Genomic DNA, 25,567 nt, shown 5'->3' with positions numbered 1-25,567 from the left:
AGACGACACGACAGGGATGATGCGTGAAGATCCTGATTCTGGGTGGATATGGGGTGTTCGGGGGACGTCTGGTCCGCTTGCTGACCGACCTGCCGATGCTGGAACTGCTGATCGGTGGCCGTAACCTGACGGCGGCACAGGCGTTCTGCGCAAGCTATGTGGGGCAATCGACGCTGCGTCCCCTGCAGGTCGACCGGCAACGCCTGGCCACGGCCCTGCAGGCCGAGCGACCGGACCTGGTGGTGGATGCCTCCGGTCCTTTCCAGGACTACGGCGAACACCGCTACGGCGCGATCGAAGCCTGCATCGCCGCCGGCATTGATTATCTTGACTTCGCCGACGCGGCAGACTTCGTATTCGGCGTTTCGCAGTACGACGCGCAGGCCAGGGCGGCTGGCATCTACGCACTGTCCGGCGTCAGCAGTTTCCCGGTATTGACCGCGGCAGTGCTGCGCGAGATGGCCACGCACATGGACATCGTCAGCGTGGAAGGCGGCATCGCGCCATCGCCCTATGCCGGCATCGGCCTGAACGTGATGCGTGCGGTGGTCGGCTATGCCGGTTCGCCGGTGAAGCTGCGCCGCAGCGGTCGCGATGGGCACGGCATCGGCCTGGCCGAGAGTCGCCGCTTCACCGTCGCGGTGCCGGGGCGGCTGCCGCTGCGCAACCTGCATTTCTCGCTGGTGGATGTGCCGGATCTGCAGGTGTTGCCACCCGAACATCCAACGATGACCGACATCTGGATGGGCGCTGGCCCGGTACCGGAGATCCTGCATCGCGTACTCAATCTGCTGGCCAAGGCGCGCCTGCACCTGAAACTGCCATCGCTGGAGCCATGCTCGCGGTTGTTCTATACCGCGTTGAACCTGATGAAGTTCGGCGAGCATCGCGGCGGCATGATCGTGCGCGCCGTGGGCACCCGCGATGGTGCGCGTGTGGAACAGAGCTGGCACCTGCTGGCCGAGGCCGATGACGGCCCGTACATTCCGTCGATGGCGATCGAAGCGGTGATCCGCAAGCAGCTGGCCGGTGATCGGCCGTCACCGGGTGCACGCCCGGCCACGCATGCGCTGGAACTGTCCGACTACGACCGGCTGTTCGACGGGCGCACGATCCATACCGGTTTCCGCCGCGACATGCCCGGTGCCAGCCTGTACCAGCGCCTGCTGGGCAGCGCGTACGCGCAGCTGCCGGCCAGCGTGCAGGCGTTGCATGCACCGTCTGCCGCCAAGCGCTGGAGCGGGACGGCATCGGTCGAACGCGGTGGTGGGTTGTTGTCGCGGTTGCTGGGGAACGTGTTCGGTTTTCCGGCAGCGGGCGAGGCAGTGCCGGTCAGCGTGGAGTTCACCGCAGAGGCGGGGGGGGAGCGCTGGACGCGGACCTTTGCCGGCCGTCGTTTCTCTTCGTTGCAGACGCAGGGGCAGGGGCGCAACGAAGCGCTGCTGGTCGAACGCTTCGGTGCGGTATCGGTAGCGTTGGCACTTCTGGTCGACAACGGGCGGCTGCAACTGGTGCCGCGACGCTGGTCGATCCTGGGCCTGCCGTTGCCGCGCGCGCTGATGCCGGGGGACAACAGCTTCGAGTATGAAGTCGACGGGCGATTCGTGTTCGACGTGGAGATCGGTGCGCCGGTGGTGGGGCGCATCGTGCATTACCGGGGGACGCTGGAGCCGGTCATGCACGATGCGAATTCGGGCCTCATTCCGATTCTGAGAGTGAAATAAGTGTTGTAGATGCTAAACCTAGGAAACGAGGGCATTCAGCTTCTTGACCATTCGCCCGGTAGTCAACTCATCGCTAGAGGCACGCTTCCGCACTGATATGTCGATTCGTAAGCAAGAGCGTGATTATCTGGAATCTGAGTTGTACAGAGGGTTTTCTTGGCTAAGACGCGAATGCTCGGCGGATTATCTGCTCTGGACAGGAGTCCATCCGTAAGTAAACAGGATGTCTGGCGCAGCTGAAATGCAAGGGAGCTCGTCGACAATCTGGCATGCCTCTGTCCTAGTGAACGCTGGGTTTCCGCCCAGTGTTACAGAGATTGAGTCGTCATACGAAAGACCGCAGGTATCACCGTCTATAGGGCAGTGCTCGCGAAAGCCACAGCCTGTTTCTATTAGAAGAACGATACGACCACCAGTTTCCCCGCCTTTCCAATGCACGCCATTGCAGTATGTGGCGGTCTGACCTATCGGTGTTCCATTTGCGTCAAAGTAGATGCGGTTATAGGCCTTGTAACGGGCGGCACTGGCATTAGTACTGACCACGACGAGTGCTAGACCAACCAAGCAGGCTCTTAGAGCTTTCATCGATACATCTCCATATGTAGGAAGTGCGCCATCCGTTGAGCAGGCAGCGAGGCGCATGTGTTCTTTAACATCCTGCGGATGTCTTCAGCCGGAGCCGGGTAGGCGCTCGGTCAAGAGATGTCTGGAAGACTAGTCATCTGGTTGCCTATAGGCCGTTTGCGGCGACTGTGCGATCGGCGGATGGCGTCAGTCTGCGCAAAGATCGGCTGTGCGCGAGAATGTTTTCGGCGTTTCACGTCTAGGTGAAGGCGCGTCTAAGCAGTCTGTGAAACCCGTGGTTTGACCTGCCATCGGATTTGCGGATAGCGCTATGGGAGGGAACGATGCCCCAGCTGACCCATCTTGCCGGGCATGCCGGCGAAGCTAGGAAAGTGCTTTACTTCGCTCTTGGATTCCATAGCGATCCTCTGCTTTTTGTAGGTCAGTTCTCCGCGCTCGACCAGTTCGACCACTGATAACTTGAAGGCCAACGAGAAATCCCGCTGGCTGCACCTGATTGTTGATTTCATTGAATTTTCCTTTTCCAGAGGGAAAAGGTGTCAAGCCGATTCAGGACGGGTCACCGCAGAAAGAAAGGGCGCCACGAAGGCGCCCTTTTCCCTACCGCTATCGAATCGCCCTCAGCGCCAGACCTTGATCTGCTCGCCGTCGGTGCGCTGCATCGGCTGGCCCGGCTTGCAGCTGAAGCTGGCGCCGAACGCCGGCAGGTTCGACAGCGGGCCGTTGGTGCGCCAGCGGCCCGGTGCGCGGATGTCGGCGGTCAGGCGGCGCGCGGCCTCGTTCGGCGACAGCTGCTGCGGCCACAGCGCAGCCCAGGCGCGGAAGAAGCCCTGCTGCTGTGCCGGCTTGGCCTTCGGCTCCTGCGCGGTATACGCAGCCCAGGCCAATTCCAGACCGGCGATGTCGGCCAGGTTCTCTTCCTGGGTCAGCGTGCCGTTGACCTTGGCTCCCTTCACGCCGGGGAACTCGTAGGCGCCGTACTGGGTGGCGACACGGGTGCCGAGCAGCGTCCAGGCGGTCTTGTCGGCCGGGGTCCACCAGCTGCGCAGTTCGCCCTTGGCATCGACCAGCGCACCCTTGGCGTCGATCGCGCGGGTCAGCTCGTGGCCGACCAGGCCGCCGAAGCTGCCGAACTTGTCCGCGGCGTCGGCCTTGGCGTTGAACACCGGGCCCTGCAGGATCGCCGCAGTGACGATCAGCCGGTTCTGCGCCAGGTCATAGGCCAGCGACGGCTGCTGCGGCAGCACGTCCCAGCGGCGGTCGGCGTTGCCCTTGCCGATGCGCTTCATTTCCTCGCGGTGGCGCCAGGTGGACGCGATCAGCATGTTGCCGCCGAACGAGCCACGGCCCATCGGCTGCACGCTGTAGTCCAGGTCGCGCAGCGGGGTGCCGATCTCGATCTTCAGCGCGGCCAGCTTGGCCTGTGCTTCGGTCTTGGCCTCGGCGCTCATCCAGCTGTTGTTCTTGACCGCTTCGATCTGCACTTCACGCACCTTGTCGACGATCCAGGCCGCCTGGCGGCGGTCTTCGGCGGACAGGTAACGGGCTGCGTATTCGCGGCCGACCATCGGGCCAGCGGCCACGTTGATCGCGTCCAGCACGCTTTCCCAGCGCGGCGACGGCAGGGTTTCACCACGCAGCACGCGGCCACGGAACTCGAACTCCGCGTCGCGGTACGCCTTGGACAGGTACGGCGCCATCGAGTCGCCCACGCGCCAGCGCAGGTAGGCCTTCCACTGGTCCGGCTTGAGCTTGGTGACCATGCCGTCGAGCTGCTTGAACAGCGCCGGGTCGGCCAGCGACACCAGGTCATCGTTGACGCCCTGCGCCTTCAGGAACGCGTCCAGCTGCAGGTTGCGGTAGCGGCTGTTGAGGTCCTTGGTGGAGATCGGCGCGTAGTTGTTGAACGGGTTGTTGATGCCCGCCAGCGACTGCGCGTTGCGCGCCAGTTCGGTTTCCAGCGCGATCACCGCCTGCGACTCGGCGTCCAGCTTGGCCGCCGGGGTGCCGGTCAGCGCGAGGATCTGCTTGACGTAGTTGCGGTAGCGGCCCATCAACGCGACGGTGTCGGCATCGGTGCGGGTATAGAAGGCCGGATCAGGCAGGCCCATGCCGCCCTGCATGAAGTAACCGATGTGGCGGTCCAGCGCCTTCAGGTCCACGTCCGGACCGAAGTTGAAGGCCACCGGGATGCCGACCTGGTGCAGCGCGGCGATCGAGGCCGGGACATCCTTGGCCTTCTTGATCGCGTTGATACGGGTCAGCAGCGGTGCGATCGGGTTGGAGCCGTCGGCTTCCACGGCCGCTTCGTCCAGGCCGCTGGCCCAGAAGTCGCCCAGCAGCTTCTGCACGTTGCCCTGCGGCGCCTTCATCGAGGCGTCCAGCAGTTCACGCTGTTGCTGCCGGCTGCGGTCGACCAGCTGGCCCAGTGCGGTGGCGGCGCCGGCCTGCGGCACCGGGTTGGCCTTCAGCCAGCCTGCGTTGGTGGCGTCGTAGAAATCGCTGCACTGCGCACTGACGGCCGGGGCGCGTGCGGCCTTCTTCTTGGCGGCGAACGCATCGTGGGTCGGAACCAGGGTCGCCAGGCTGATGCCCAGGGCGATGGCAAGCGGACGGAAGTTGGGCATGTAGAACGAATCCGTGATGGATTGAGGGCGGGCGAACTATAGCAAGCCGCGCATGGGCACGGGATGCACGCCTCATGGTGCATCCGCCGGGCATGGCCCGGCGCTACCGGGTGGGTGGCATGGGCACGGGATGCACGCCTCATGGCGGCTCCTTTTTGCCATGCGCCGACCAAGGTCGGCCTCTACCAGCGGCTTGGACATAGAGCCACGCCATGCGTGGCTGCGGCCAAGCGCTGAAAAACAAAGGCCCGGGAAATCCCGGGCCTCTGCAGGCAAGCCGTGGCCTCAGCCGTGGCTTACCAGATCACCACCTGCGAGTCGCCGGTGCGCGACATCGGCGTACCCGGCTTGCACTGGAAGGCCGCGGTGAAGGTCGGCAGGTTCGACGGCGCACCGATGGCGCGGAACTGCGCCGGCGCGTGCGGGTCGGTTGCCAGGCGGACCTTGGCGTTCTCCGGGGTGTACTTGGTGCGCCACACGGTGGCCCAGTTGAAGAAGAAGCGCTGATCGCGGGTGAAGCCATCGATCTTCGCGTCTTCCTTGCCGGCCGACGCCTTCTGCAATGCGTCGTAGGCGGTGGCCAGGCCACCCAGGTCGGCGATGTTCTCGCCCAGGGTCAGATGGCCGTTCACGGCCTGGCCGTCGACCTTGTACTGGTCGAACTGCTTGACCAGCTTGCCGGTCAGGCCAGCGAAATTCTTCGAATCGGCTTCGGTCCACCAGTTCTCGAAGTTGCCGGTCGGCCCGAAGCGGCTGCCCTGGTCGTCGTAACCGTGGGTCATTTCGTGGCCGATGACCGCACCGATACCGCCGTAGTTCAGCGCGTCGTCGGCCTTCGGGTCGAAGAACGGCGGCTGCAGGATGGCGGCCGGGAACACGATCTCGTTCTGCAGCGGGTTGTAGTAGGCGTTGACCGTCTGCGGGGTCATGCCCCACTCGGTCTTGTCCACCGGCTTGCCGATCTTGGCCAGGTTGTACTGGTAGTTGAACGCGGTGGCCGCGCGCACGTTGCCCAGGTAGCTGTCACGGTTGGTCTGCAGGCCCGACCAGTCACGCCACTTGTCCGGGTAACCGATCTTCGGAGTGAAGGTTTCCCACTTGGCGATGGCCTTGGCCTTGGTCTCTTCGCTCATCCAGGACAGGCCCTGGATGCGTTCCTTCAGCGAAGCGGCCAGGTTCTTCACCAGCTCTTCCATCTTCGCCTTGGCTTCCGGCGAGAAGGCGACCTTCACGTACAGCTGGCCGAAGGCTTCGCCGGCATCGCTCTCGATGGTGCCCAGCACGCGCTTCCAGCGCGGCTTCTGTTCCTTCTGGCCATTGAGGGTCTTGCCGTAGAACTCGTAGTTTTCCTGCACGAACGCATCAGCCAGGTACGGCGAGGCGCCGTCCACGGTGTGGAAGCGCAGGTAGGCGCGCCACACCGACGGATCGGTATCGCCCAGCGCCTTGCTCACTTCCTGGTGGAAGGCCGGGATGGCCAGCGAGAACTTCTCCGGCGCGGCCACGTTCTGCGACTTGAAGAACTCGGTCCAGCTGAAGTTCGGGGTCAGCGCATCGGCCTCGGCCAGGCTGACCGGGTGGTAGTACAGCGAGACATCACGCGACAGTTCGACGCTGGACTTGGACGCCTTGGCCAGGCGGGTCTCGAACTTGACGACTTCTTCAGCCTGCTTTGCGGCATCGGCAGCGGCCACGCCGGACAGCTCCAGCACCTTGGCGACGTGGGCCTGGTAGGCCTTCAGCTTGTCGGCCTTGGACGCATCGGTGTAGAAGGTCTTGTCCGGCAGGCCCAGGCCGCCCTGGCTGGCGTAGGCCATGTTCACGGCCGAGTTCTTGAAGTCGGCTTCGGCGCCGAAGCCGAACAGCACGTTCTCGCCCTTGGCGGCGCTGGTGCGCAGGTAGTTGGCGATGGCGGCCTTGTCCTGCAGGCCGTCGATCGCGGCCAGGTCGGCCTTCAGCGGCTCGATGCCCTGGGCGTTGACCTTGGCTTCGTCCATGCCGGTGGCCCACAGGTCGCCGACGATCTTCTCGATGCCGGCCGGGTTCTTCACCTGTGCGACCTGCTCGGCCAGCTGGTGCTGCACGGCCACCGAACGCTCGTCGAGGATGGTGAAGGCGCCCCAGCTGGTGCGGTCGCCCGGAATCTCGTTGGCAGCCAGCCACTTGCCGTTGACGTAGTCGCCGAAGGCGGTGCAGGCGTCGAGGTTGCTGTCCAGATCGCTGGCCTGGAACGCGTTGTAGGCCGGCAGCTTGCTCTCGTCGAGCTTATAGGTGGTGGCGGCGTCGGCCGCGGCCGGCGTGGAGGCGGTGGCATCCTTTGCCGGGGTTTCGTTCTTGCCGCAGCCGACCAGCGCGGCCGAAACGGCCAGGGTCAGCAGCACGATCTTGGGAGTACGGGTCACTTGAATGGCCTCCAGGCCGAGTGAGTCAGGGAAGGGCCGGGGGAACGGCCGTGGGCCGAACGATACGCCGCCGGCCCACACTGCAAGGGTGTCGAAGGTCATGCCGTGGCGCAAGGGGGCCTTGCCGGCACCGGAAAAGACAGACCCGGCAAAAGCCGGGTCTGTCGGGGTACTGCTGTTCTGATGGATCAGAACTTGTACGAGGCGCCCATATAGAAGTAGCGACCGATGTTGTCGTACATGGCCGAGCCGACATCGGAGCCGAAGTAGTTCACCGGGGGATCCTTGTCGAAGGCGTTGTCGATGCCCAGATAGACGTCGATCTTGTCGCCCGGGAAGCGGTAGCCGAACTGGAAGTTGTTGTAGACGTAGGAACCGTTGCGGATCGGACTCTGCGAACCTGGGTTGCTGTTGTAGCTGTCCGGGGTCACCCGCAGGTTTCCGTCAACGTAGGTCATATCCCACGAAGCGCGCCACTGGCCCAGCGAGTACTTGGTCTGCAACTGGGCACGCCAGCGCGGATCGGTCACGTAGGTGACGTACTCGGTGTATTCATCCGGGAAGTCCTGGAAGGCCCATTCGCGGGACTGCAGCAGACGGGTGCCGACGAAACGCACCACGGTATCGCCACCAGCCAGTTTGAAGCGGTAGTCCATTTCCAGGTCGACACCGATGCGGCGCGAGCGGGCCAGGTTCTCGTTCAGCGCGGTCCAGCGAGTGATCGAGTACTCGGGGAAGGCCCGGCCCTGGGCGTCGGTGAAGCCACCGACCGGCGCGCGGACGATCTGGCCACAGAACGCATTGCCCACGCCCCCCGGCGAATCAACGCAGCGGGTGGCATTGGTCTGCGCGTTCACCGCACCGATGGCGTCCTTCAGGTTGATGTTCCAGTAGTCGATCGACATGCCGAAACCTTCCAGGAACTCAGGCTGCCACACCAGGCCGTAGGTGAAGCTGCGAGCACGCTCGGGCTTCAGGTCCGGGTTGCCGCCGCTCACGCCGGGGCGGCTGGCGGTGTAGGTGTCAACCCAGCCCACTGGAATGCCCAGCGCCGAGCAGTTGGCCTGGCGCAGCGCCGGATCCTTGGCGGTGGACGGACGGTTGCTGTTGGTCACCAGGTAGTTGCAGGGATCGGCGACGGTGGCGAAGTTCTCGCTCTGCGGGTTGTACAGCTCACCGATGCTCGGTGCGCGCACTGCCTGCGACAGGGTGCCGCGGGCGCGCAGGGTCGGAATGATGGTCCAGTCCAGGCCCACCTTCCAGGTGGTGGTCTTGCCGATGCTGCTGTAGTCCGACCAGCGGCCGGCAGCATCCATGGTCAGGTTGTAAATGCCCGGGATGTCGGCCAGCAGCGGTACGGTGGTCTCCACGAACGCTTCGCGCACGTCGTACTTGCCGGCACGGTTTGGAATGGCGTTCAGGAAGGTCAGGCCCTGTGCGGCCAGCGGATCGGTGATTTCGCGGCTCTTCTCGCGGCGGTACTCCACGCCACCGGCCACGCCCACGTCACCGGCCGGCAGGCTGAACAGTGATCCGTTGGCGACCGAGGCGCTGAACACGCTCTGCTGGATGCGGGAGAAGTTGTACGACTCAACGTTCATCCAGTCGCGAGCGGCCTGGGTGACCTGGCCATTGCCCAGCACGCTGAACGGCACACATCCGTCGCGGCCGAAGGCCGAATAGACGCGGCCGGTGTGCGGATTGATGGCGTTGGGGTTCAGCGTGGTGCGGCAGGTGACCTGGCCGGTGGCGGGGTCGATCACTGCATCCAGGCCAGCCTGCCAGCGCTCGTTGATGCGGTTGTTGAGGTTCCAGCGCTTGACTTCGCTCTGGCCCCAGTTGCCGTATACGTCGTAGGTCCAGTTGTCGGTCAGGTTGCCTTCCAGGCCGAGCACGAAGCGCTGGGTGTTGCGCTCGACGTGTTCACCACGCTGGCCGGCATCGACGTTGAAGCGGTTCAGCGTGATCGTCGAGGCGCCGTTGGCAAGCATCAGCGCACGAAGTTCCGGCGTCACAAAAGCGTTGTCGCGCTGGATGCGAAGGGTGGTATCGAACGACGGCTGGGCCAGGAAGTCCGATTCGGTTTCGGTGTACTTGCCTTCGAAGTAGATGCGGTGGTTGTCGGTCAGGTCGAAGTTGATGATCGTGTTGACGCTCTTGCGATCAAACTCCGGCTGCAGATCGGCCACGGCATTGAGGTCGGCGAAGTCGCAGTTGGTGCAGCTGCTGTTGCTGACGACAATGCCGTCGTAGCGCTGCTTGCGGAAGGTGCCGTCCGGGTTGAACTGGTAGCGGTTGCCCCACGTGGCCGGGTTGGTCGCGCTGAAGGTGCCCAGGGTGAACGTGCCGCCATAGGAGATCGAGTGGTTGCCACCCGGGCCGCTCAGCACGGTCTGCGGGTTGCTTTCGCTCGGCGGCTTGGACGAGTCATAGTTCGGGTTCGGCACCGACACCAGGTACTGGCGACCGATGGAACGGTCGGTACGCACGAATCGGTCCTGCTTGCTGTACTCCAAGGCGACGGCAGCGTTGCCGCGGCCACCGGCGAAGTCGGTACCGGCCGACATGCTGACGAACGAACGGTTGAAGCCGCCTTCATCGGCCATGCCGGTCTGGCCGCGGATTTCCGCGCCATCGAAGGACTTCTTCATGATGAAGTTGACCACGCCGGCTACGGCGTCGGCACCGTACACGGCCGATGCGCCACCGGTGATCACTTCGACGCGCTCGATCCATTCCACCGGAATGGTGTTCACGTCGACCGAGGTCGAGCCGGAGGTCGCGCCGACGTGGCGGCGGCCGTTGACCAGCACCAGGGTACGCGAGGTGCCCATGCCGCGCAGGTCCATCAGTCCTACGCCGGCGGTGCCGATGAAGCGAGTCGAGTTGCCCAGGGTATAGGTCGGGGTCAGCGCCGGCAGGCGGGTCATCAGGTCGCCGATGTTGTTCGCGCCGGTGGCGCGGATTTCTTCGGCGGTGATGGCAGTGACCGGGGAGGGGGTCACGAAGCCGGTGCGCGCGATGCGCGAGCCGGTCACGCTGACGCGGTCCAGGTCGATCGGGTTGTTGCCGGAGCTGGCTTCCTGGGCCAGGGCCGGGGCTGCGGCAGCCATCATCAGGCCGGCGAGCAGGGCGTTGGTCAACGGGTGGCGACCGGGCGTGCGGTGGTGCGTCATGTGGTGAATCCCCCTAGTGGATGAAGATGGGCCGCATCCCTACGGCTGTTACGGTCATGTTCATGATTTGTCCTGACCTTGATCGAACCTAACACGCTCTTAACGGGAAATGCATGGTTTCGTCACGCTTTGTCACCAGGAATGTCAATCGCTCACATGAAATTGCAACAAATACAGATGCTTAGTCTCATTTGTGATGTGCGGAATCTGCCGGTGCCAGCCATATATGAATGGGTCGTTAAGTCGCACTTTGCGCAAAAAGGTGTCTCGCCAAGACTTCGCTTGCCTCCTGCGTGGCGACGGGTACTGGAGGATGGTGAGCGCATTCAGGAGCTGTTTGTGTGCCGCAGGGCGTGGTGTCAGCGCTGGCGGTGATCGGCGGTCGCGGTGTGCCGCCCGCTTGCCGCAGGCAAAAGAAAAGGGCGGCCGGAGCCGCCCTTTTCATGTGCTGCAATGCTGCGATCAGAACTTGTAGGACACGCGCGCGAAGAACGTGCGGCCGTACCAGTCGTACTGGGATGCGTACAACGGCGTGTTGCCATAACGGGTGCCGGCGGTGTTGGAGATCAGGTCCGGCTCCTTGTCGAACAGGTTGCGCACGCCGACCATGATGTTCCAGTCATCCATGTCGTAGCCGACAGAGACACTGTGGCGGAACTGCCAGCCGGCCTTGATGTCGCGGGTCGCGTTCTGGTAGCCGGAATAGGTGAAGTTCCGGTCCAGGTCCTTGTTCTGGGTGCTGCTGACGTACGTGCCCTGCCAGTTGAACGTCCAGTCACCCCGTTCCAGGCTGACGCTGGCCAGGCCGACGGTCTTCGGCCGGCCGATGTAGCCGACCTGGTCGGAGGTGGTGATACCACTGTCAGAAGCCGAGTCGAACAGCTGGTTGGTGTCTTCGATGGTGTACGTGACCTGTGCTTCGGCCGACAGCTTGCCGAAGGAGAAGTCATTGTCGTAGTTGATCTGCAGATCGTAGCCGCGGGTGCGCTCGCGGTTGATGTTGATGTACTGGTTGTAGATCGTGGTGATCTGGTTCGGCGAGGCCGCGTCAGTCGGGCTGTTGCGGACCAGATTGTCGCAGAACGCGTTCGGATAGACCGCCGAGCCATAGCAGCCGAACACGATGTCGTACTCGTCGAGCTGGGTGATTTCACCACGCACGTCGTAGTCGAAGTAATCCAGCGCGACATTCAGGTTGGCGAACGTCGGAGTCCACACCAGGCCCAGGGTCTTGGCCTTGGAGGTTTCCGGCTTCAGCTGACCGGCACCACCGCCTGAGTAAATCGTTGCGCTGCCGCCGCCGCCAGCGTAGTCGGACGGAATGCCGGCAGCACCGCAGTTGGCGCGCAGGAAGTCACTGTTGCTGTCGCCCCACAGGATGCACGGGTCGATCTGGTTCTGGGCCAGGAAACCAGTCTGGTTGCCCAGATAGAGCTCGTACAGGCCGGGTGCACGGTAGGACGTACCCATGGTGCCGCGGACGCGCAGAGAGGGAATGACCTGCCAGTTGACGCCGGTCTTCCAGACCTTGTCCGAGCCGGAGACCGAGTCGTATTTGAACACGCGGCCGGACAGGTTGACCGACAACGATTCAATGCCCGGGATGCCCTTCAGCAGCGGCACGTCGACTTCGGCGAACGCTTCCTTGACCTTGTCGGTGCCCTTGGTGATGTCGGCGGTGCTGGAGCCCCAGATGTTGCCCGAGCGCGAGAACTCGGAGGGGGTGTCGTCGATCTTGTACTTGCGGAACTCCACACCGACGGCCGAAGCCACGTCACCGGCCGGCAGGGTGAACAGGTTGCCGCTGAAGATGGCGTTGGCGCTGGTCTGCTGATACACGGTGTTGCCGGTGTGTCGCTGGCCGATCGCGCTGACCAATTCCGACATGCGGGTTCCGTTGAGGAAACCCGGGTCGAAGTAATTCACCGGCATGTCGTCGTCGGTGTAGCTCAGATCGCCTGCACGGCTGGTATCGATCGCCAGGTCGGTGTAGTCACCGCTGGAGCGGCTGTAGCTGGCGTTGACTTCCCAGGCCCAGCTGTCGGTCCACTTGAACCGGCCGTCCAGCTTGGTTGTGCCGTAGAAGTAGTCAACCGTGATTTTCTGGTCGCTGGGGAACGGCATGATGACCTGGTAGTAGTCATCGGCCGCTTCGCTGTATACCACCGGGAAGAACTGGCGCCAGGAGTGCGCCTTGGTCTCGCGACGGTTGTACAGGAACTGGGTCTTCCAGTTGACGCTGTCGAAGCTGAAGTCGGTGGCGGCGTACAGGGTTGCGCGTTCACGCTGGTTGATCACTTCCTGGTCGTGATAGAACGGGAAGTTGAGCACGTCCTGGTAATAGGCCGTGCCGCCGTTGGCATAGGAGGGGGTCGGACGCGGACGCGGACGGTAGCCCGGGAAGGGGCCTACCGTACTTCCGTCCGGCGACGGTACATAGCGGATCGCCGAGTTGTAGTAGTTGATGATGGTGTTGGCGTACAGGTTGCCGGTGCTGCAACCGCCCAGTTCGGTGCCGGCCAGGATCGAACGATCCTCACGGTCGATCCGCTGGCCATCGGTGCCCCATACGAGATCCTGGCCGCACTTGAAGAAGTCACGGTCGCCGACGGTCAGGGCGTTCAGACGGTCCCACTGTGCTGCAGCAACGATACTGCCCTTGTCGAAGTTCCAGCCGTTGGCGATGGAGGCAGAGAACTGCTCGCCGCCGCCGTGCTGCGGAACACTCATCGTGTAGGACATCTCCGGGCGGTCGATGCTCTTCTTGGTGATCAGGTTGACCACGCCGGCGAGCGCATCGGAACCGTAGATGGAAGACGAGCCGTCCTTGACGATTTCCAGACGCTGCAGGATGACCTGCGGAATGACGTTCAGGTCGAACGCGCCGACCTGGCCACGGGTGCCGGCCGGGCCCGGGCGCTGGCCGTCGAGCAGGACCAGGGTGCGGTTGGCGCCCAGGCCGCGCAGCGAGACCGTCTGCACGCCGGTGCCGCCTTCGACGACGAAACCGCCGAACTGGTTGTTCATCTGGGTCGAGCCAGCGGCGATTGCCGAGGTCTGCAGGAAATCAGCGGTATCGAATTGACCTGCGGCAATGCCCTTCTCGATCGAGATGACCTGCACCGGCGACGTGGTCTCGTACTCCGGACGCTTGATGAGCGATCCGGTGACGACCACCGTGTCAAGGTCGGTTGCGCGCTTGCCTGTGTTTGTAGGGCTTGACGAAGCGGCTTCCTGCTGGGTGGTTTCCTGGGCAAGAGCCGGAGCGACTTGCAGACATGCCAGGACCGCGAGTGTCAGCGGAATGCGGCTTGGCTTGGAGCGGCGGATAACGTTGCGCATTTCGGTTATATCCCTATTTGTTACGCTTCGGTTAACGGAGTGTATGGTTGCCGTAAAGTAAATGCAAGATGAATGAAGGCTCGCTGTAATGTGTTGATGTTCAAGCAAAATTCATCTTGCGGATACTGAGGCGCCCCCGCTGGCAAGGCCCAGGCGGGGGCGCTTTTTCGGGCCATCCGAATCGATCAGAGGCCGCCGGGGCCGCAGTCCTTCTTAAGGAAGCCTTCGATCAGGCCCAGTGTTTCCCGCTGCTGGCGCGGGTACCACGGCATGCTGTGCTGCTGGTCGGCGATGAGGTGGTACTGGGCAGGCACCTTGTCCTTCACCGCGTCGTAGAAACCCTGGGCGTGGAAGGAAGGTGTGCGCACATCGCGGTCACCCACGAACAGCATCACCGGAATGTTCGCGCTGGCGGTGTTGCGCATGGGGTCCATGCCCTTGACGGTCTGTCCTTGCAGGATGCGCTGCAGGCGGTTGTCACTCCAGGTCGTGCCCAACCGTCCCAGGTCGGTGACCGGAGCGCCGGCAATCGCGCACTGATACGGGCTGCTTGGGCGAACGGTGGCTGCGGCAGCAGCGAAGCCGCCATAGGAGTAGCCGAAGATCGCGATGCGGTCCTTCGCAGCGAAGCCCTGCGACACCAGCCACGCTGCACCGTCATCATTGTCGTCGGACATCCTCTGGCCCCATTCGCGGTCGCCGGCAATCCACAGGTCCCGGCCCAGACCAGAGGAGCCACGGTACTGCGGGCGAAGCACGGCATATCCGCGAGACGTCAGCAGCGCGACCCAGCCGGATGCATCCCATTGCACGTAGTCACGCGCCCAGGGGCCGCCGTGTGGATGGACAATGGCCGGCGCAGCGGCATCGCCTTCCTTCCAGCCCGCAGGGAGATCCAGGATGGCAGGAATGACCCGTCCGTCGCGTGCCTTGTAGTTCACCCAGCGTTGTTCGCCCACCGTGCCCTTGCTGATCCACGGACGCTCGCTGCCCAGGCTCACCACCTTTTTCCGATCCAGCAGCAGGAAATGGGATGGCGGTGCATCCGGACCGGTAGCGCGGAACAGGATCCTCGAGAAATCATCGTTGTAGCGGCTGATCTCGATCTGCCTTCCCGGTGCAGCTTGCTTCAGCGTGTCCTGGATCGATTTCAGCGTCGGGTCGACGTAGACCGTCTGTTGCGAAGGGCCATCGATGGTGAATCCGACCACTTGATTGAAGGTGCTCGGCTGGGTGCTGAAGACAAGGCTTGCGATGGAGAAGTTCGGATTGGCCAGCACCGGTTCGGGATCGAACTTCTGCGCCTTGGCGTCGTACAGATGTGCCTGCACCTTGTCCGAGAACAGGTCGGTCAGGACGTAGTACTTGCCTGTGGCATCGTCCACACCAGCCAACTCGACCGTATGCCGGTTGGACAGGCGTGTCAGCAGCGGCTTCTGCAGTACGAACTGCCCGGAGCTCGGATCAAGGATCTGAATCTGCTGGTCGTAATCGCCACTGACCGGTTCGATCTGGCTCTTGGCGAGCACCTTGCCGCTGCGCGGGTCGAACAACGCAGGCTGGGCGCGGGTGCCGCCGCGGAACAGCAGTTCGGTTTCCTTGGTCTTGAGGTTGTACAGGTAGTAATTGGCGGTCAGCGTTATCTCGCTGAGCTGGCGGATGATGACCCGGTCCGGATCCAGCGGCAGCATGTTGACCAGCGATGCGCTGCCGCCCAGCTCCAGGCAGCGCTGGGTCTGTTCGCTCACGCCCAGCTTGCGCGTGTTGTCGGCGAATGCTTCGTTGAAGGTCTTCTGGCTCTGGTCGGTCAGGTAGGTCTTGACCACGAATGTCTTGGTCGCACCCGATACGCTGCCTTCGCCGCACCCCCCAAGCTGCCCGGTCCACTCCTGGCGGCCGACCGCCAGGATCTGGTCGGACTTGAGAGCGCCCACGGCAATGAACTTCATCCGGTCGCCCGAGGGCGTAACCACCTTCGGGGCGCCTCCCATTGCGTCGGTATCCCAGCTGGCCAGCGCAGTTTCTTCCGGGTTGCCCGGAGAGGGGATCAACGCGACCAGATGCTTGCCGTCCGGACTCATCGAGACCGACTGCAACGCTGGCATGCGTGCCAGGTCTTCGATCGGGATGGGAGCGGCGTGTGCCATGGCGCTGGCCAGGGCCATGGAGAGGGCACCGCACAGGGTGCGAGCGGAAATCACGTGCATGTCTTGTCCTTTTGCTGCGCGTTGATCGGCTGAAGCTGACTGGATTGTGAACAAGGTCGAAAGGTAGCAGATCGATGAGCTTCCTTGGCAGTGCCACCGCCTCTCCCCCTCCCTTGCCGCACCGGTGCTACCCAAAGCAGAAGACCCCGCCAGGGCGGGGTCTTCTGTGGTATCGGACGCGCAGACGGATCAGTTGTTGCCGAACTCGTACTTGGCCTGCACGTAGATGGCACGGCCATAAGCGTTGTACAGGTAGTTGTTGTACGGCTGGCCGCTGGTGCCGGAGAAGCTGTAGCGCTGGTTGTCAGGCATCTTGTTGAACACGTTGTTGACCATCAGCGACAGGGTCAGGTTGTCCATCGCCCGATAGTTCACGCTCAGGTTGTAGGTGGTGTACGAACCCCACTTGCCGGCCTTGTAGCCGGAGCTGTGGACGTAGTCGTAGCCATTGCCCAGGTAGGCCATGTAGTTCGGCGTCTTGCCGATGTAGTTGGCATACAGGGTGGTGGTCCACTTGTCCTTGGCCCAGCCGATCGAGCCGTCGGCGCGCACCTTGGCGTACGAGTCGTACACCCACATCGCATACGGGTCGCGCAGCAGGTCCAGGTACTCATCGCCCGGCTGCGGTTGCAGCTCGCGCTTGAGCATGTCGGTGTAGTTGCCGGAGAACTGCAGCGAACCGAAGCGGCCGATGTCCTGTACGTACTTGAAGCTGGCCGTCAGCGCCTGCAGGTTCTGGCTGGCCACGTTCATCTTCGGCGTATAGATCTCATCGAGCACACCGGAGGCATCGCGGGTAATCCAGTCGCTCACGTTCTGGCAGCTGGCCGAGGTGTTGTTGGTCTGGCCGTTGCGGCAGTAGTACTCGGCCAGCAGCAACTGGTCGGAGCTGAGGGTGTTGACCTCGTTCTTGATCTTCCAGTTGTAGTAGTCCACCGACAGCGAGAGATTGTTGATGGGCGCCCATACGATGCCGGCGTTCCAGACATCGGCGGTGATCGGCTCCAGGTCCGGGTTGCCGGATTGGGTGCCGAATACCGAGACGCTGTCATACGGACAGCCGGTGGTGTCGGCCGGGTCGTAGCCCAGCTGGCCGCAGCGGTAGTAGTCGGTGGAGCCGTTGGCATAGTAGCCGCTGACACCCTGGAAGGCATCGGACAGGGTGGGCGCGCGGAATGCGGTACCGTACTTGCCACGGAACAGCAGGCTGTCGACCGGACGGAATTCCAGGCCGACGCTGTAGGTCGCCTTGTCGATGGTGTTGCCACCGATCTTGAAGGCGTCGTAGCGGCCGGAGCCGGTCACCGTCAGTGATTCCAGCAACGGCATGCGCAGTTCGCTGGTCACCGCGTAGCTGCTGCGATGGCCGGCGCCGGAAACCGCGGTGGTGCCCCATACGCTGCCATCCACCAGGCGGGTATCGGGCGTGTAATCCCAGCCTTCGCTGCCGCCTTCAACCACCACTGCGAAGCCGGCGTCGCCGCCGGGCAGCTTGAACAGCGAACCATTGGTGACCTGCGCACGCAGCAGGTTCTGCCAGGTGCGGCTCTGGCTGTAGGTGTAGCCGGTAAAGCTCTGGAAATCACCGCTCGGCAGTGGCGAGTAGAACGCCTCCCAGTCCGGGCTGTAGATGTTGTACCCGGTGCTGGTGGTGCCCAACACCGGCCCCAGCACACGTTGCTCGAAGTAATCGTTGATTGGATCGTTCCAGCGCACGAAGTTGCGCTCGGTCAACTTGTACTCGCCGCGGGTGAAGCTGGCACTGTAGTCCCAGCTGCCGGCCGTGCCGCGGCCGCCGAGCGTGACCTGGTAAGCCTTGTTGCGATCGGTGTTCAGGATGTCGCGATAGCCGCCGGCGCCGATGTCCTCCGGCGCGAACACGCGCTGCAGGTTCATGTACTGGCCGCTGTCCTGATCGTAGAAGCGGCCCCAGCCGGAGGAGGTGCCCCACCAGGTGTAGTTCGAGCCGGTGGCGTACTTCACTTCTTCCAGGCTGTAGAGCGCGTCGCCGAACAACTGGAAGTTGTCGTTCACATCGAAGGTCATCGAGCTGTAGATCTGCCCGCTTTCCTTGCCGTTCTTGATGGTCTTGTAGCCGGTGCCATAGACCGAGCCGCAGGCCTGGCCGGTCGGTCGGGTGCCGAGCACGGTGGTGCCATCGAACTGGCCCGCCACGTTGGCGCACAGGTTCGGGTCCATCATCGCGTAGCGGTTGCTGTTGGCCGGCAGCAGCACCAGGAAGTCGTTGGAGACGTACTGGGGGCTGTAGCCATCGGGATTGTTGACCTTGGTCAGGTCGCGCTGGTAGCCCCAGATCGGGCTGGTCTTTTCGTACTGAACGTTGACCAGCGCATGGAATCGATCATCGACACCATTGAAACCGCGCGCCGCACTGACGCGCAGGCTGTTGCCGCCGCCTTCGGAGTAGGCACCGCCACGGACGTTGAGTACGCCGCCATCCATGCGTTCCTTGAGGATGATGTTGACCACGCCGGCGATCGCGTCCGAGCCGTACAGCGAGGACTGGCCACCGGGCAGGATCTCGATGCGCTCGACGATGTCGATCGGAATGCCGCTGATGTTGTTGAAACTGTCGCTGCCGTTGTACAGCGCCGGATACGAGAGCATCGGGCGGCCGTTGATCAGGTACTTGGTGTAGCCGGGGCTGAGCCCGAACATGCCGGCGGCCTCGGCACCCTGGGTGAACGAAGCGGAGGTCTGCCCGCCCTGCAGGCCGCCGGTCGACAGCGAGGACTGCTGCAGGACGTCGGCGACGCTGGTGAAGCCGCGGGTCTGGATGTCCTCGGCGGTGACGGTCAGGACCGGCGTGTGGTTCTCGATCTGCGTCTGCGGGATCAGGGAACCGGTGACGGTGACCCGGTCAAGCTGGGTCGGGCCAGTGTCCTGCGCGTGGGCTGCGCCGGAGGCGAGCAGGGTGCCGATGAGGGCAAGGGTCAGGGGGTGACGCGAAGGCGTGGAGCGATGGCGAGACATGATGGATCCCCGTAATGAGCGATGTCGTCTGGCTGATGTCCTCCCTGACATCTTCATGAGGTGTTCAGTTGCAATCCATTCAGCCTGACCGTAACACGACGTTCACGTTGTCAAAACGGTGCCGTCACACGAATGTGTTGCTCATCGCAGGAAAAGTCCTTTGAAATCAGTGCATAAACACGATTGTCTGGGAATGTTTCAAAATGTTGCGTTGCAGAACAGAATTGATCGAAGCCAATGTTTCGTATGTAGATCAAAGGCTTGCTGGCTTTGCGGTTGCTTATTCTGATGGTTTAATTTATGAGACGATTTTTGATGTTTTGTCTCAATTGAGGGGAATGAAAAAGGCCCCGCCGAAGCGGGGCCTTTCCGGGCAGAGCGGGTGCGGCGCTTACTTCGCGCCGAACTCGTACTTGGCCTGCACGTACACGGCACGGCCGTAAGGGTTGTAGATGCTGCTGTTATACGGTGCGCCGATGTTGCCGGCGTAGCTGTGGGCCTGGCCGTCGGGCATCTTGTTGAACACGTTGTTGACCATCATCGACAGCGTCAGGTTGTCCATCGCTTGGTAATTCACGCTCAGGTTGTAGGTGGTGTACGAGCCCCACTTGCCGGCCTCGTAACCAGACGGATGCACGTAGTCGTAGCCCTTGCCCAGGTACGCCATGCGGTTGGGCGTCTTGCCGATGTAGTTGAAGTACACGGTGGTGGTCCACTTGTCCTTCGCCCAGCCCACCGCACCGTCGGCACGCACCTTGGCGTACTGGTCGTAGTTCCACATCGCGTACGGGTCGCGCAGCAGGTCCAGGTACTCGTCGCCCGGCTGCGGCTGCAGTTCGCGCTTGATCATGTTGGTGTAGTTGCTGGAGAACTGCAGCGCACCGAAGCGGCCGATGTCCTGCACGTACTTGAAGCTGGCCGTGACCGCCTGCAGGTTCTGGCTGGCGATGTTCATCTTCGGCGTGTAGATCTGGTCGAGCTTGCCGGCGCCATCACGGGTGATCCAGTCGCTCACGTTCTGGCAGCTGGCCGAGGTGTTGTTGGTCTGGCCGTTGCGGCAGTAATACTCGGCCAGCAGCAACTGGTCGGAACTGAGGGTGTTGACCTCGTTCTTGATCTTCCAGTTGTAGTAGTCCACCGACACCGACAGATTGTTGATGGGCGCCCACACGATACCGGCGTTCCAGACGTCGGCGGTGATCGCTTCCAGCTCGGGGTTGCCCGACTGCTCACCGAACACCGATTCGTTGGCATACGGGCAGCCGACCGTGTCGCTGGGGTTGAAGCCGAGCTGGCCACAGCGGTAGTAGTCCACCGAACCGTTGGCGTAGTAGCCGCTGCGGCCCTGGAACGCGTCGGACAGGCTGGGCGCGCGGAAGGCGGTGCCGTACTTGCCGCGGAACAGCAGGCTTTCAATGGGGCGGAATTCCACGCCGATGCTGTAGGTCGATTTGTCGACGGTCTTGTCGGCGATCTTGAACGCGTCGTAGCGGCCCGAGGCGGTCACGGTCAACGACTCCAGCAGCGGCATGCGCAGTTCGCTGGTCAGCGCGTAATTGCTGCGATGGCCGGCACCGGCTACCGAGGTGGTGCCCCACACGCTACCGTCCAGCAGGCGCTGGTCGGGGGTATAGGACCAGCCTTCGCTGCCGGCTTCTGCCACCACGGCCAGGCCGGCATCGCCACCGGGCAGCTTGAACAGCGAACCGTTGGTGATCTGCGCGCGGCCCAGGTTCTGCCAGGTGCGGCTCTTGTTGTAGGTGAAGCCGGTGAAGGTCTGGAAATCACCGGCCGGCAGCGGCGAATAGAATGCGCCCCAGTTCGGGTTGTAGATGTTGTAGCCGTCGTCGGTGACGCCCAGCACCGGGCCCAGCACGCGGTCTTCGAAGTAGCTGTCGATCTCGTTGGCCCAGCGCGCGAAGCTGCGCTCGGTCAGCTTGTATTCGCCACGGCTGAAGCTGGCGCTGTAATCCCAGTTGCCGACGTTGCCACGACCGCCCAGTGTGACCTGGTAGGCCTTGTTGCGATCGGTGCTCATGATGTCGCGGTAACCGGCGGGGCTGATGTCCTCCGGCGCGAACGCGCGCTGCAGGTTCATGTATTCGCCACTGGCCTGGTCGACGAATGCACCGAAACCGACATCGCTGCCCCAGAATGCGTAGCCCGAACCGGCGTTGTACTGCACTTCTTCCAGGCTGTAGAGCGCGTCTGCGAACAGCTGGAAGTTGTCGTTGACATCAAAGGACATCGACGAATAGATCTGGCTGCTCTCCTTGCCGTTCTTCAGCGTCTTGTAGCCGGCGCTGAAGGGCGAACCACAGGATTCACCGACCGCACGCGTGCCGAGCACGGTGGTGCCGCCAAACTGGCCGGCCACGTTGGCGCAACGGCTCGGATCCATCATCACGTAGGCGTTCTGCTGGTCCGGCAGGTAGACCAGGAAGTCGTTGGGGGGGACCTGCGGGGTATAGCCCTTGGTGTTGTTCTGCTTGGTCAGGTCGCGCTGGTAACCCCAGATCGGGCTGCTCTTCTCGTACTGCACGTTGACCAGTGCGTGGAAGCGGTCATCAAAGGCGTTGAAGCCATGCGCGCCGCTGACGCGGAAATCGTTGCCGCCACCCTCGGTGTAGGCGCCGCCGCGCACGTTCAGCACGCCGCCGTCCATGCGGTCCTTGAGGATGATGTTGACCACGCCGGCGATTGCATCCGAGCCGTACAGCGACGACTGGCCGCCGGGCAGGATCTCGATGCGCTCGACGATGTCGATCGGGATGCCGCTGAGGTTGTTGAAGGTATCGCTGCCGTTGTAGAGGGCGGGGTAGGACAGCATCGGCCGTCCGTTGATCAGGTACTTGGTGTAGCTCGGGCTGAGGCCGAACATGCCCGAGGCTTCGGCGCCCTGGGTGAACGAAGCGGAGGTCTGGCCGCCCTGCAGGCCGCCGGTGGTCAACGAGTTCTGCTGCAGCACCTCGGCAACGCTGGTGAAGCCACGGGTCTGGATGTCCTCGGCGGTGACGGTCAGGACCGGCGTGTGGTTCTCGATCTGCGTCTGCGGGATCAGCGAGCCGGTGACGGTCACGCGTCCAAGATCGGTGGGAGTGTTGTCCTGGGCGAGCGCGATCGCGCTGCTGCTGGCCAGGATCAGGCCGCTGAGGACGGCGCGGGTGAGCGGGTGACGCGGGAAGCCATTGCGAGACATGCGGTACTCCGTGTGGTCGTGAGAAACGCGTTTTCCCTTTCCTGGGAACTCATGGATGGTTCAGCAGCCCGTGGACACAGAAAGGCGGCGTTTTTCGAACGTAACACACGCTTAACTTGTTTTTCGCGGGCTTGTCGCGCTCTCGCAATGGTTCGTTGGTAGTTAATAAAAATTTCTTTAAAAACAATGCATTACAATATCGGTACGAATTTGCCGAGTTTGGCTTAATGAATATCTAGTAAATGTTCGGATATTTAACAATCGAGATGCTCCTGCGGTGATCGCCGCACATGCCTCGCCAAAAAAAAGTTCTTCTCCCCTCGGATGGGAGAAGAACCAAAAAAAAGGCCCCGCCGAAGCGGGGCCTGGTCCGGAATCAAACCCGGAAAACGACGGGATTACTTGCCGAAGTCGTACTTGATCTGAGCCGAGATCTGGCGGCCGTAGACGCTGTAGAAGCCGTCATTGAACGGCGCTGCCTCGTTGCCCGGGTAGTTGTAGCGCTGGCCTTCCGGCAGCTTGTTGAACACGTTGTTGACCATCAGCGACAGGGTCAGATCATCCTGCGCCTGGTAGTTCAGGCTCATGTTGTAGGTGGTGTACGAACCCCACTTGCCGGCCTTGGCGCCGGAGGAGTGGACGTAGTCATAGCTGCGGCCGGTGTAGGCCAAGTAGTTCGGGGTGCTGCCGACGTAGTTGGCATACACGGTGGTGGTGAACTTGCCGATGTTCCAGCCGACCGACAGGTCGCCACGGACCTTGGCGAAGTTGTCGTAGTACCACATGTTGTACGGATCGCTCAGCAGATCCAGCTTCTGTGCTCCCGGCAGCGGGGTCACTTCACGCTTCAGCATGTTGGTGTAGTTGCCCGAGAACTGCAGCGAACCGAAGCGGCCCATGTCCTGCAGGTACTTGGCGCTGACCGTCACCGCTTCCAGGTTCTGGCTGGCAACGTTGAGCTTGGGCGTGTACACGCGGGTCAGGTTGCCGCCGGCATCGCGGCTCACCCAGTCGGTTACGTTCTGGCAGCTGGCCGAGGTGTTGTTCGGCAGACCGTTGTGGCACTGGTACTCGGCCAGCAGCAACTGGTCGGTGCTGAGGGTCTTGACCTCGTTCTTGATCTTCCAGTTGTAGTAGTCGGCCGACAGCGAGAAATTGCTGACCGGAGCCCACACCACGCCTGCGCTCCACACGTCGGCGGTGATGGGCTTCAGTTCCGGGTTGCCGGACTTTTCGCTGTACACCGAGGTGGTCTTGTAGAACGAGCAGGCTTCGTCGCGCAGGGCATAGCCCAGCTGGCTGCAACGGTAGTAGTCGTTCTGGCCCGAAGCGTAGGAACCGCTCATGCCCTGGTAGGCATCTGACAGGGTCGGCGCGCGGAAGGCGGTGCCGTACTTGCCGCGGAACAGCAGGCTTTCGATCGGACGGAATTCCAGGCCGACGCTGTAGGTGGCCTTGTCGACGGTGCCGTCGCCGATCTTGAACGCGTCATAGCGGCCCGAGGCGCTGACGGTCAGGGTTTCCAGCACCGGCATGCGCAGTTCGCTGGTCACCGCGTAGTTGCTGCGATGGCCTGCGCCGGCCACGGCAGTGGTGCCCCACACGTTGCCATCGATGAACGCCTGGTCCGGCGAGTAGTCCCAACCTTCGCTGCCGCCTTCGATGACGACGGCCAGGCCGGCGTCGCCGCCCGGCAGCTGGAACAGCGAACCGTTGGTCACCTGTGCACGTGCCAGGTTCTGCCAGGTCTTGCTGCGGTGGGTGCCGTAGCCGGTGAAGCTGGCGAACTGGTCCGGGGTGATCGGCGAGTAGAATGCGGCGTAGTTGGGGTTGTAGATGCCGAAGCCATCGGCGGTGGTGCCCAGGCGCGGGCCCAGCACGGTCTGGCCGAAGAAGTTCTCGATCTTGTCCTTCCAGCGCACGAAGCGGTTCTGGTCAAGACGGTACTCACCGCGGGTGAAGCTGGCGCTGTAGTCCCAATCGCCGACCATGCCCTTGCCGCCCAGGGTGACCTGGTAGGAACGGCTCTCATCGGAGTTCAGGATGTTGTCGTAGTGGCCGGGGCCGATTTCTTCCGGTGCGAAAGCGCGCTGCAGGTTGACGACCTTGCCCAGGCCCTGGTCGTAGAAGCCGCCCATGACCGACTTGGTGCCCCACCACAGGGCGCTGGAGCCGGAGGTGAACTCGGTCTTTTCCTTGCTGTACAGCACGTCGGCGAACAGCTGGAAGTTGTCGTTCACGTCGAAGGTCATCGACGAGTAGAACTGGCCACTGTCCTTGCCGTTCTTCAGGGTCTTGTAGCCGGCGCTGTACACCGAACCGCAGGACTCGCCGGAGGCGCGCTTGCCGACGGTGGTGGTGCCGTCATACAGGCCAGCCACGTTGCCGCAGCGGGTCGGGTCCATCATGTACAGCTTGTTGTCCGAGTTGCCGATCACGGCAAAGTCGTTGGACGGCAGCTGCGCGGTGTAGCCGACCGGGTTGTTCTGCCTGGTGATGTCGCGCTGGAAGCCCCAGATCGGGCTGCTGTTTTCCAGCTGCACGTTGACCAGTGCATGGAAGCGGTCATCGAAGGCGTTGAAGCCCTTGGCGGCGCTGAAGCGGATGTTGTTGCCACCACCTTCGGTGTAGGTGCCGCCGCGGACGGTCACGGTACCGCCGTCCATGCGTTCCTTCAGGATGATGTTGACCACGCCGGCGATCGCGTCCGAGCCGTAAAGCGAGGACTGGCCACCCGGCAGCACTTCGATGCGCTCGACGATGTCGATCGGAATGCCGCTGATGTTGTTGAAGGTCTCGCTACCGTTGTACAGCGCCGGATACGACAGCATCGGGCGGCCGTTGATCAGGTACTTGGTGTAGCCAGGGTTCAAGCCGAACATGCCGGCTGCTTCGGCACCCTGGGTGAAGGCGCCCGAGGTCTGGCCGCCCTGCAGGCCGCCGGTGGTCAGCGAGGACTGCTGCAGCACTTCGGCAACGCTGCTGAAGCCGCGGGTCTGGATGTCTTCGGCGGAGATCGACATCACCGGGGTCTGGGTTTCAACCTGGGTCTGCGGGATCAGCGAGCCGGTGACGGTGATCTTGTCCAGGTTGGTGGCCTTGTCCTGGGCCATTGCCGGCGAGGCGGCAACCAGGGCGGAGATCAAGGCGACAGCGAGGGTGTTGCGACGTGCGGAATTGCGAAGGTCTTTCATGTAGTTCCGTTCAAAGAGCAAATACAAGTACGGCACTGCGCATGCGCCATCGAGCGTGCTGCAACAACCAGCCGCGGAGCCCAAAACCAGTGCTCAGCGAACGTAACATGAACTTAA

At 62.8% G+C, this 25,567-nt stretch carries 9 protein-coding genes and 1 pseudogene; 1 reads left to right on the top strand and 9 read right to left on the bottom strand.

Features of this window, described 5'->3' with window-relative positions; all coding sequences use genetic code 11:
• The first annotated feature begins 23 nt into the window (after positions 1 to 23).
• The gene (locus LMF57_RS14205) at positions 24 to 1,724 is read left to right on the top strand and encodes an SDR family oxidoreductase (protein WP_229290073.1); all 1,701 of its coding nucleotides are present in this window, start codon (positions 24 to 26) and stop codon (positions 1,722 to 1,724) included.
• 951 nt (positions 1,725 to 2,675) lie between these two features.
• Here LMF57_RS14205 and LMF57_RS14200 read toward each other — a convergent pair.
• From LMF57_RS14200 to LMF57_RS14160, 9 genes and pseudogenes are all read right to left on the bottom strand, one after another.
• A pseudogene (locus LMF57_RS14200) lies at positions 2,676 to 2,818 on the bottom strand (IS3 family transposase); the annotation flags it as partial.
• Positions 2,819 to 2,929: 111 nt separating this feature from the next.
• Positions 2,930 to 4,936, bottom strand: coding sequence for a M13 family metallopeptidase (locus LMF57_RS14195; RefSeq protein WP_229290072.1), 2,007 nt, complete (start codon positions 4,934 to 4,936; stop codon positions 2,930 to 2,932).
• Positions 4,937 to 5,232: 296 nt separating this feature from the next.
• Entirely contained in the window at positions 5,233 to 7,338 is a 2,106-nt protein-coding gene (locus LMF57_RS14190) for a M13-type metalloendopeptidase (RefSeq protein ID WP_140226377.1), read from the bottom strand.
• 188 nt (positions 7,339 to 7,526) lie between these two features.
• Positions 7,527 to 10,514, bottom strand: coding sequence for a TonB-dependent receptor (locus LMF57_RS14185; RefSeq protein ID WP_208081793.1), 2,988 nt, complete (start codon positions 10,512 to 10,514; stop codon positions 7,527 to 7,529).
• A gap of 462 nt (positions 10,515 to 10,976) precedes the next feature.
• Positions 10,977 to 13,856, bottom strand: coding sequence for a TonB-dependent receptor (locus LMF57_RS14180; RefSeq protein ID WP_117310948.1), 2,880 nt, complete (start codon positions 13,854 to 13,856; stop codon positions 10,977 to 10,979).
• A gap of 185 nt (positions 13,857 to 14,041) precedes the next feature.
• Entirely contained in the window at positions 14,042 to 16,063 is a 2,022-nt protein-coding gene (locus LMF57_RS14175) for a prolyl oligopeptidase family serine peptidase (RefSeq protein WP_229290071.1), read from the bottom strand.
• Positions 16,064 to 16,252: 189 nt separating this feature from the next.
• Entirely contained in the window at positions 16,253 to 19,057 is a 2,805-nt protein-coding gene (locus LMF57_RS14170; protein WP_117310947.1) for a TonB-dependent receptor, read from the bottom strand.
• Between the two features lie 391 nt (positions 19,058 to 19,448).
• Positions 19,449 to 22,256, bottom strand: coding sequence for a TonB-dependent receptor (locus tag LMF57_RS14165; RefSeq protein WP_229290070.1), 2,808 nt, complete (start codon positions 22,254 to 22,256; stop codon positions 19,449 to 19,451).
• A 398-nt stretch (positions 22,257 to 22,654) separates the two neighbouring features.
• The gene (locus LMF57_RS14160; protein ID WP_229290069.1) at positions 22,655 to 25,450 is read right to left on the bottom strand and encodes a TonB-dependent receptor; all 2,796 of its coding nucleotides are present in this window, start codon (positions 25,448 to 25,450) and stop codon (positions 22,655 to 22,657) included.
• Between the last annotated feature and the right edge of the window lie 117 nt (positions 25,451 to 25,567).

It is taken from the genome of Stenotrophomonas sp. SI-NJAU-1 (genome assembly GCF_020883215.1).
Lineage (GTDB): Bacteria > Pseudomonadota > Gammaproteobacteria > Xanthomonadales > Xanthomonadaceae > Stenotrophomonas > Stenotrophomonas indicatrix.
The sequence above is the reverse complement of the archived record's forward strand: the minus strand, read 5'-3'. Positions and strand labels throughout refer to the sequence as shown.

Coding starts and splice junctions, on each gene's coding strand:
- LMF57_RS14195 (WP_229290072.1), bottom strand. CDS start 4,936: ATGCCCAACTTCCGTCCGCTTGCCATCGCCCTGGGCATCAGCCTGGCG.
- LMF57_RS14185 (WP_208081793.1), bottom strand. CDS start 10,514: ATGACGCACCACCGCACGCCCGGTCGCCACCCGTTGACCAACGCCCTG.
- LMF57_RS14180 (WP_117310948.1), bottom strand. CDS start 13,856: ATGCGCAACGTTATCCGCCGCTCCAAGCCAAGCCGCATTCCGCTGACA.
- LMF57_RS14175 (WP_229290071.1), bottom strand. CDS start 16,063: ATGCACGTGATTTCCGCTCGCACCCTGTGCGGTGCCCTCTCCATGGCC.
- LMF57_RS14170 (WP_117310947.1), bottom strand. CDS start 19,057: ATGTCTCGCCATCGCTCCACGCCTTCGCGTCACCCCCTGACCCTTGCC.
- LMF57_RS14165 (WP_229290070.1), bottom strand. CDS start 22,256: ATGTCTCGCAATGGCTTCCCGCGTCACCCGCTCACCCGCGCCGTCCTC.
- LMF57_RS14160 (WP_229290069.1), bottom strand. CDS start 25,450: ATGAAAGACCTTCGCAATTCCGCACGTCGCAACACCCTCGCTGTCGCC.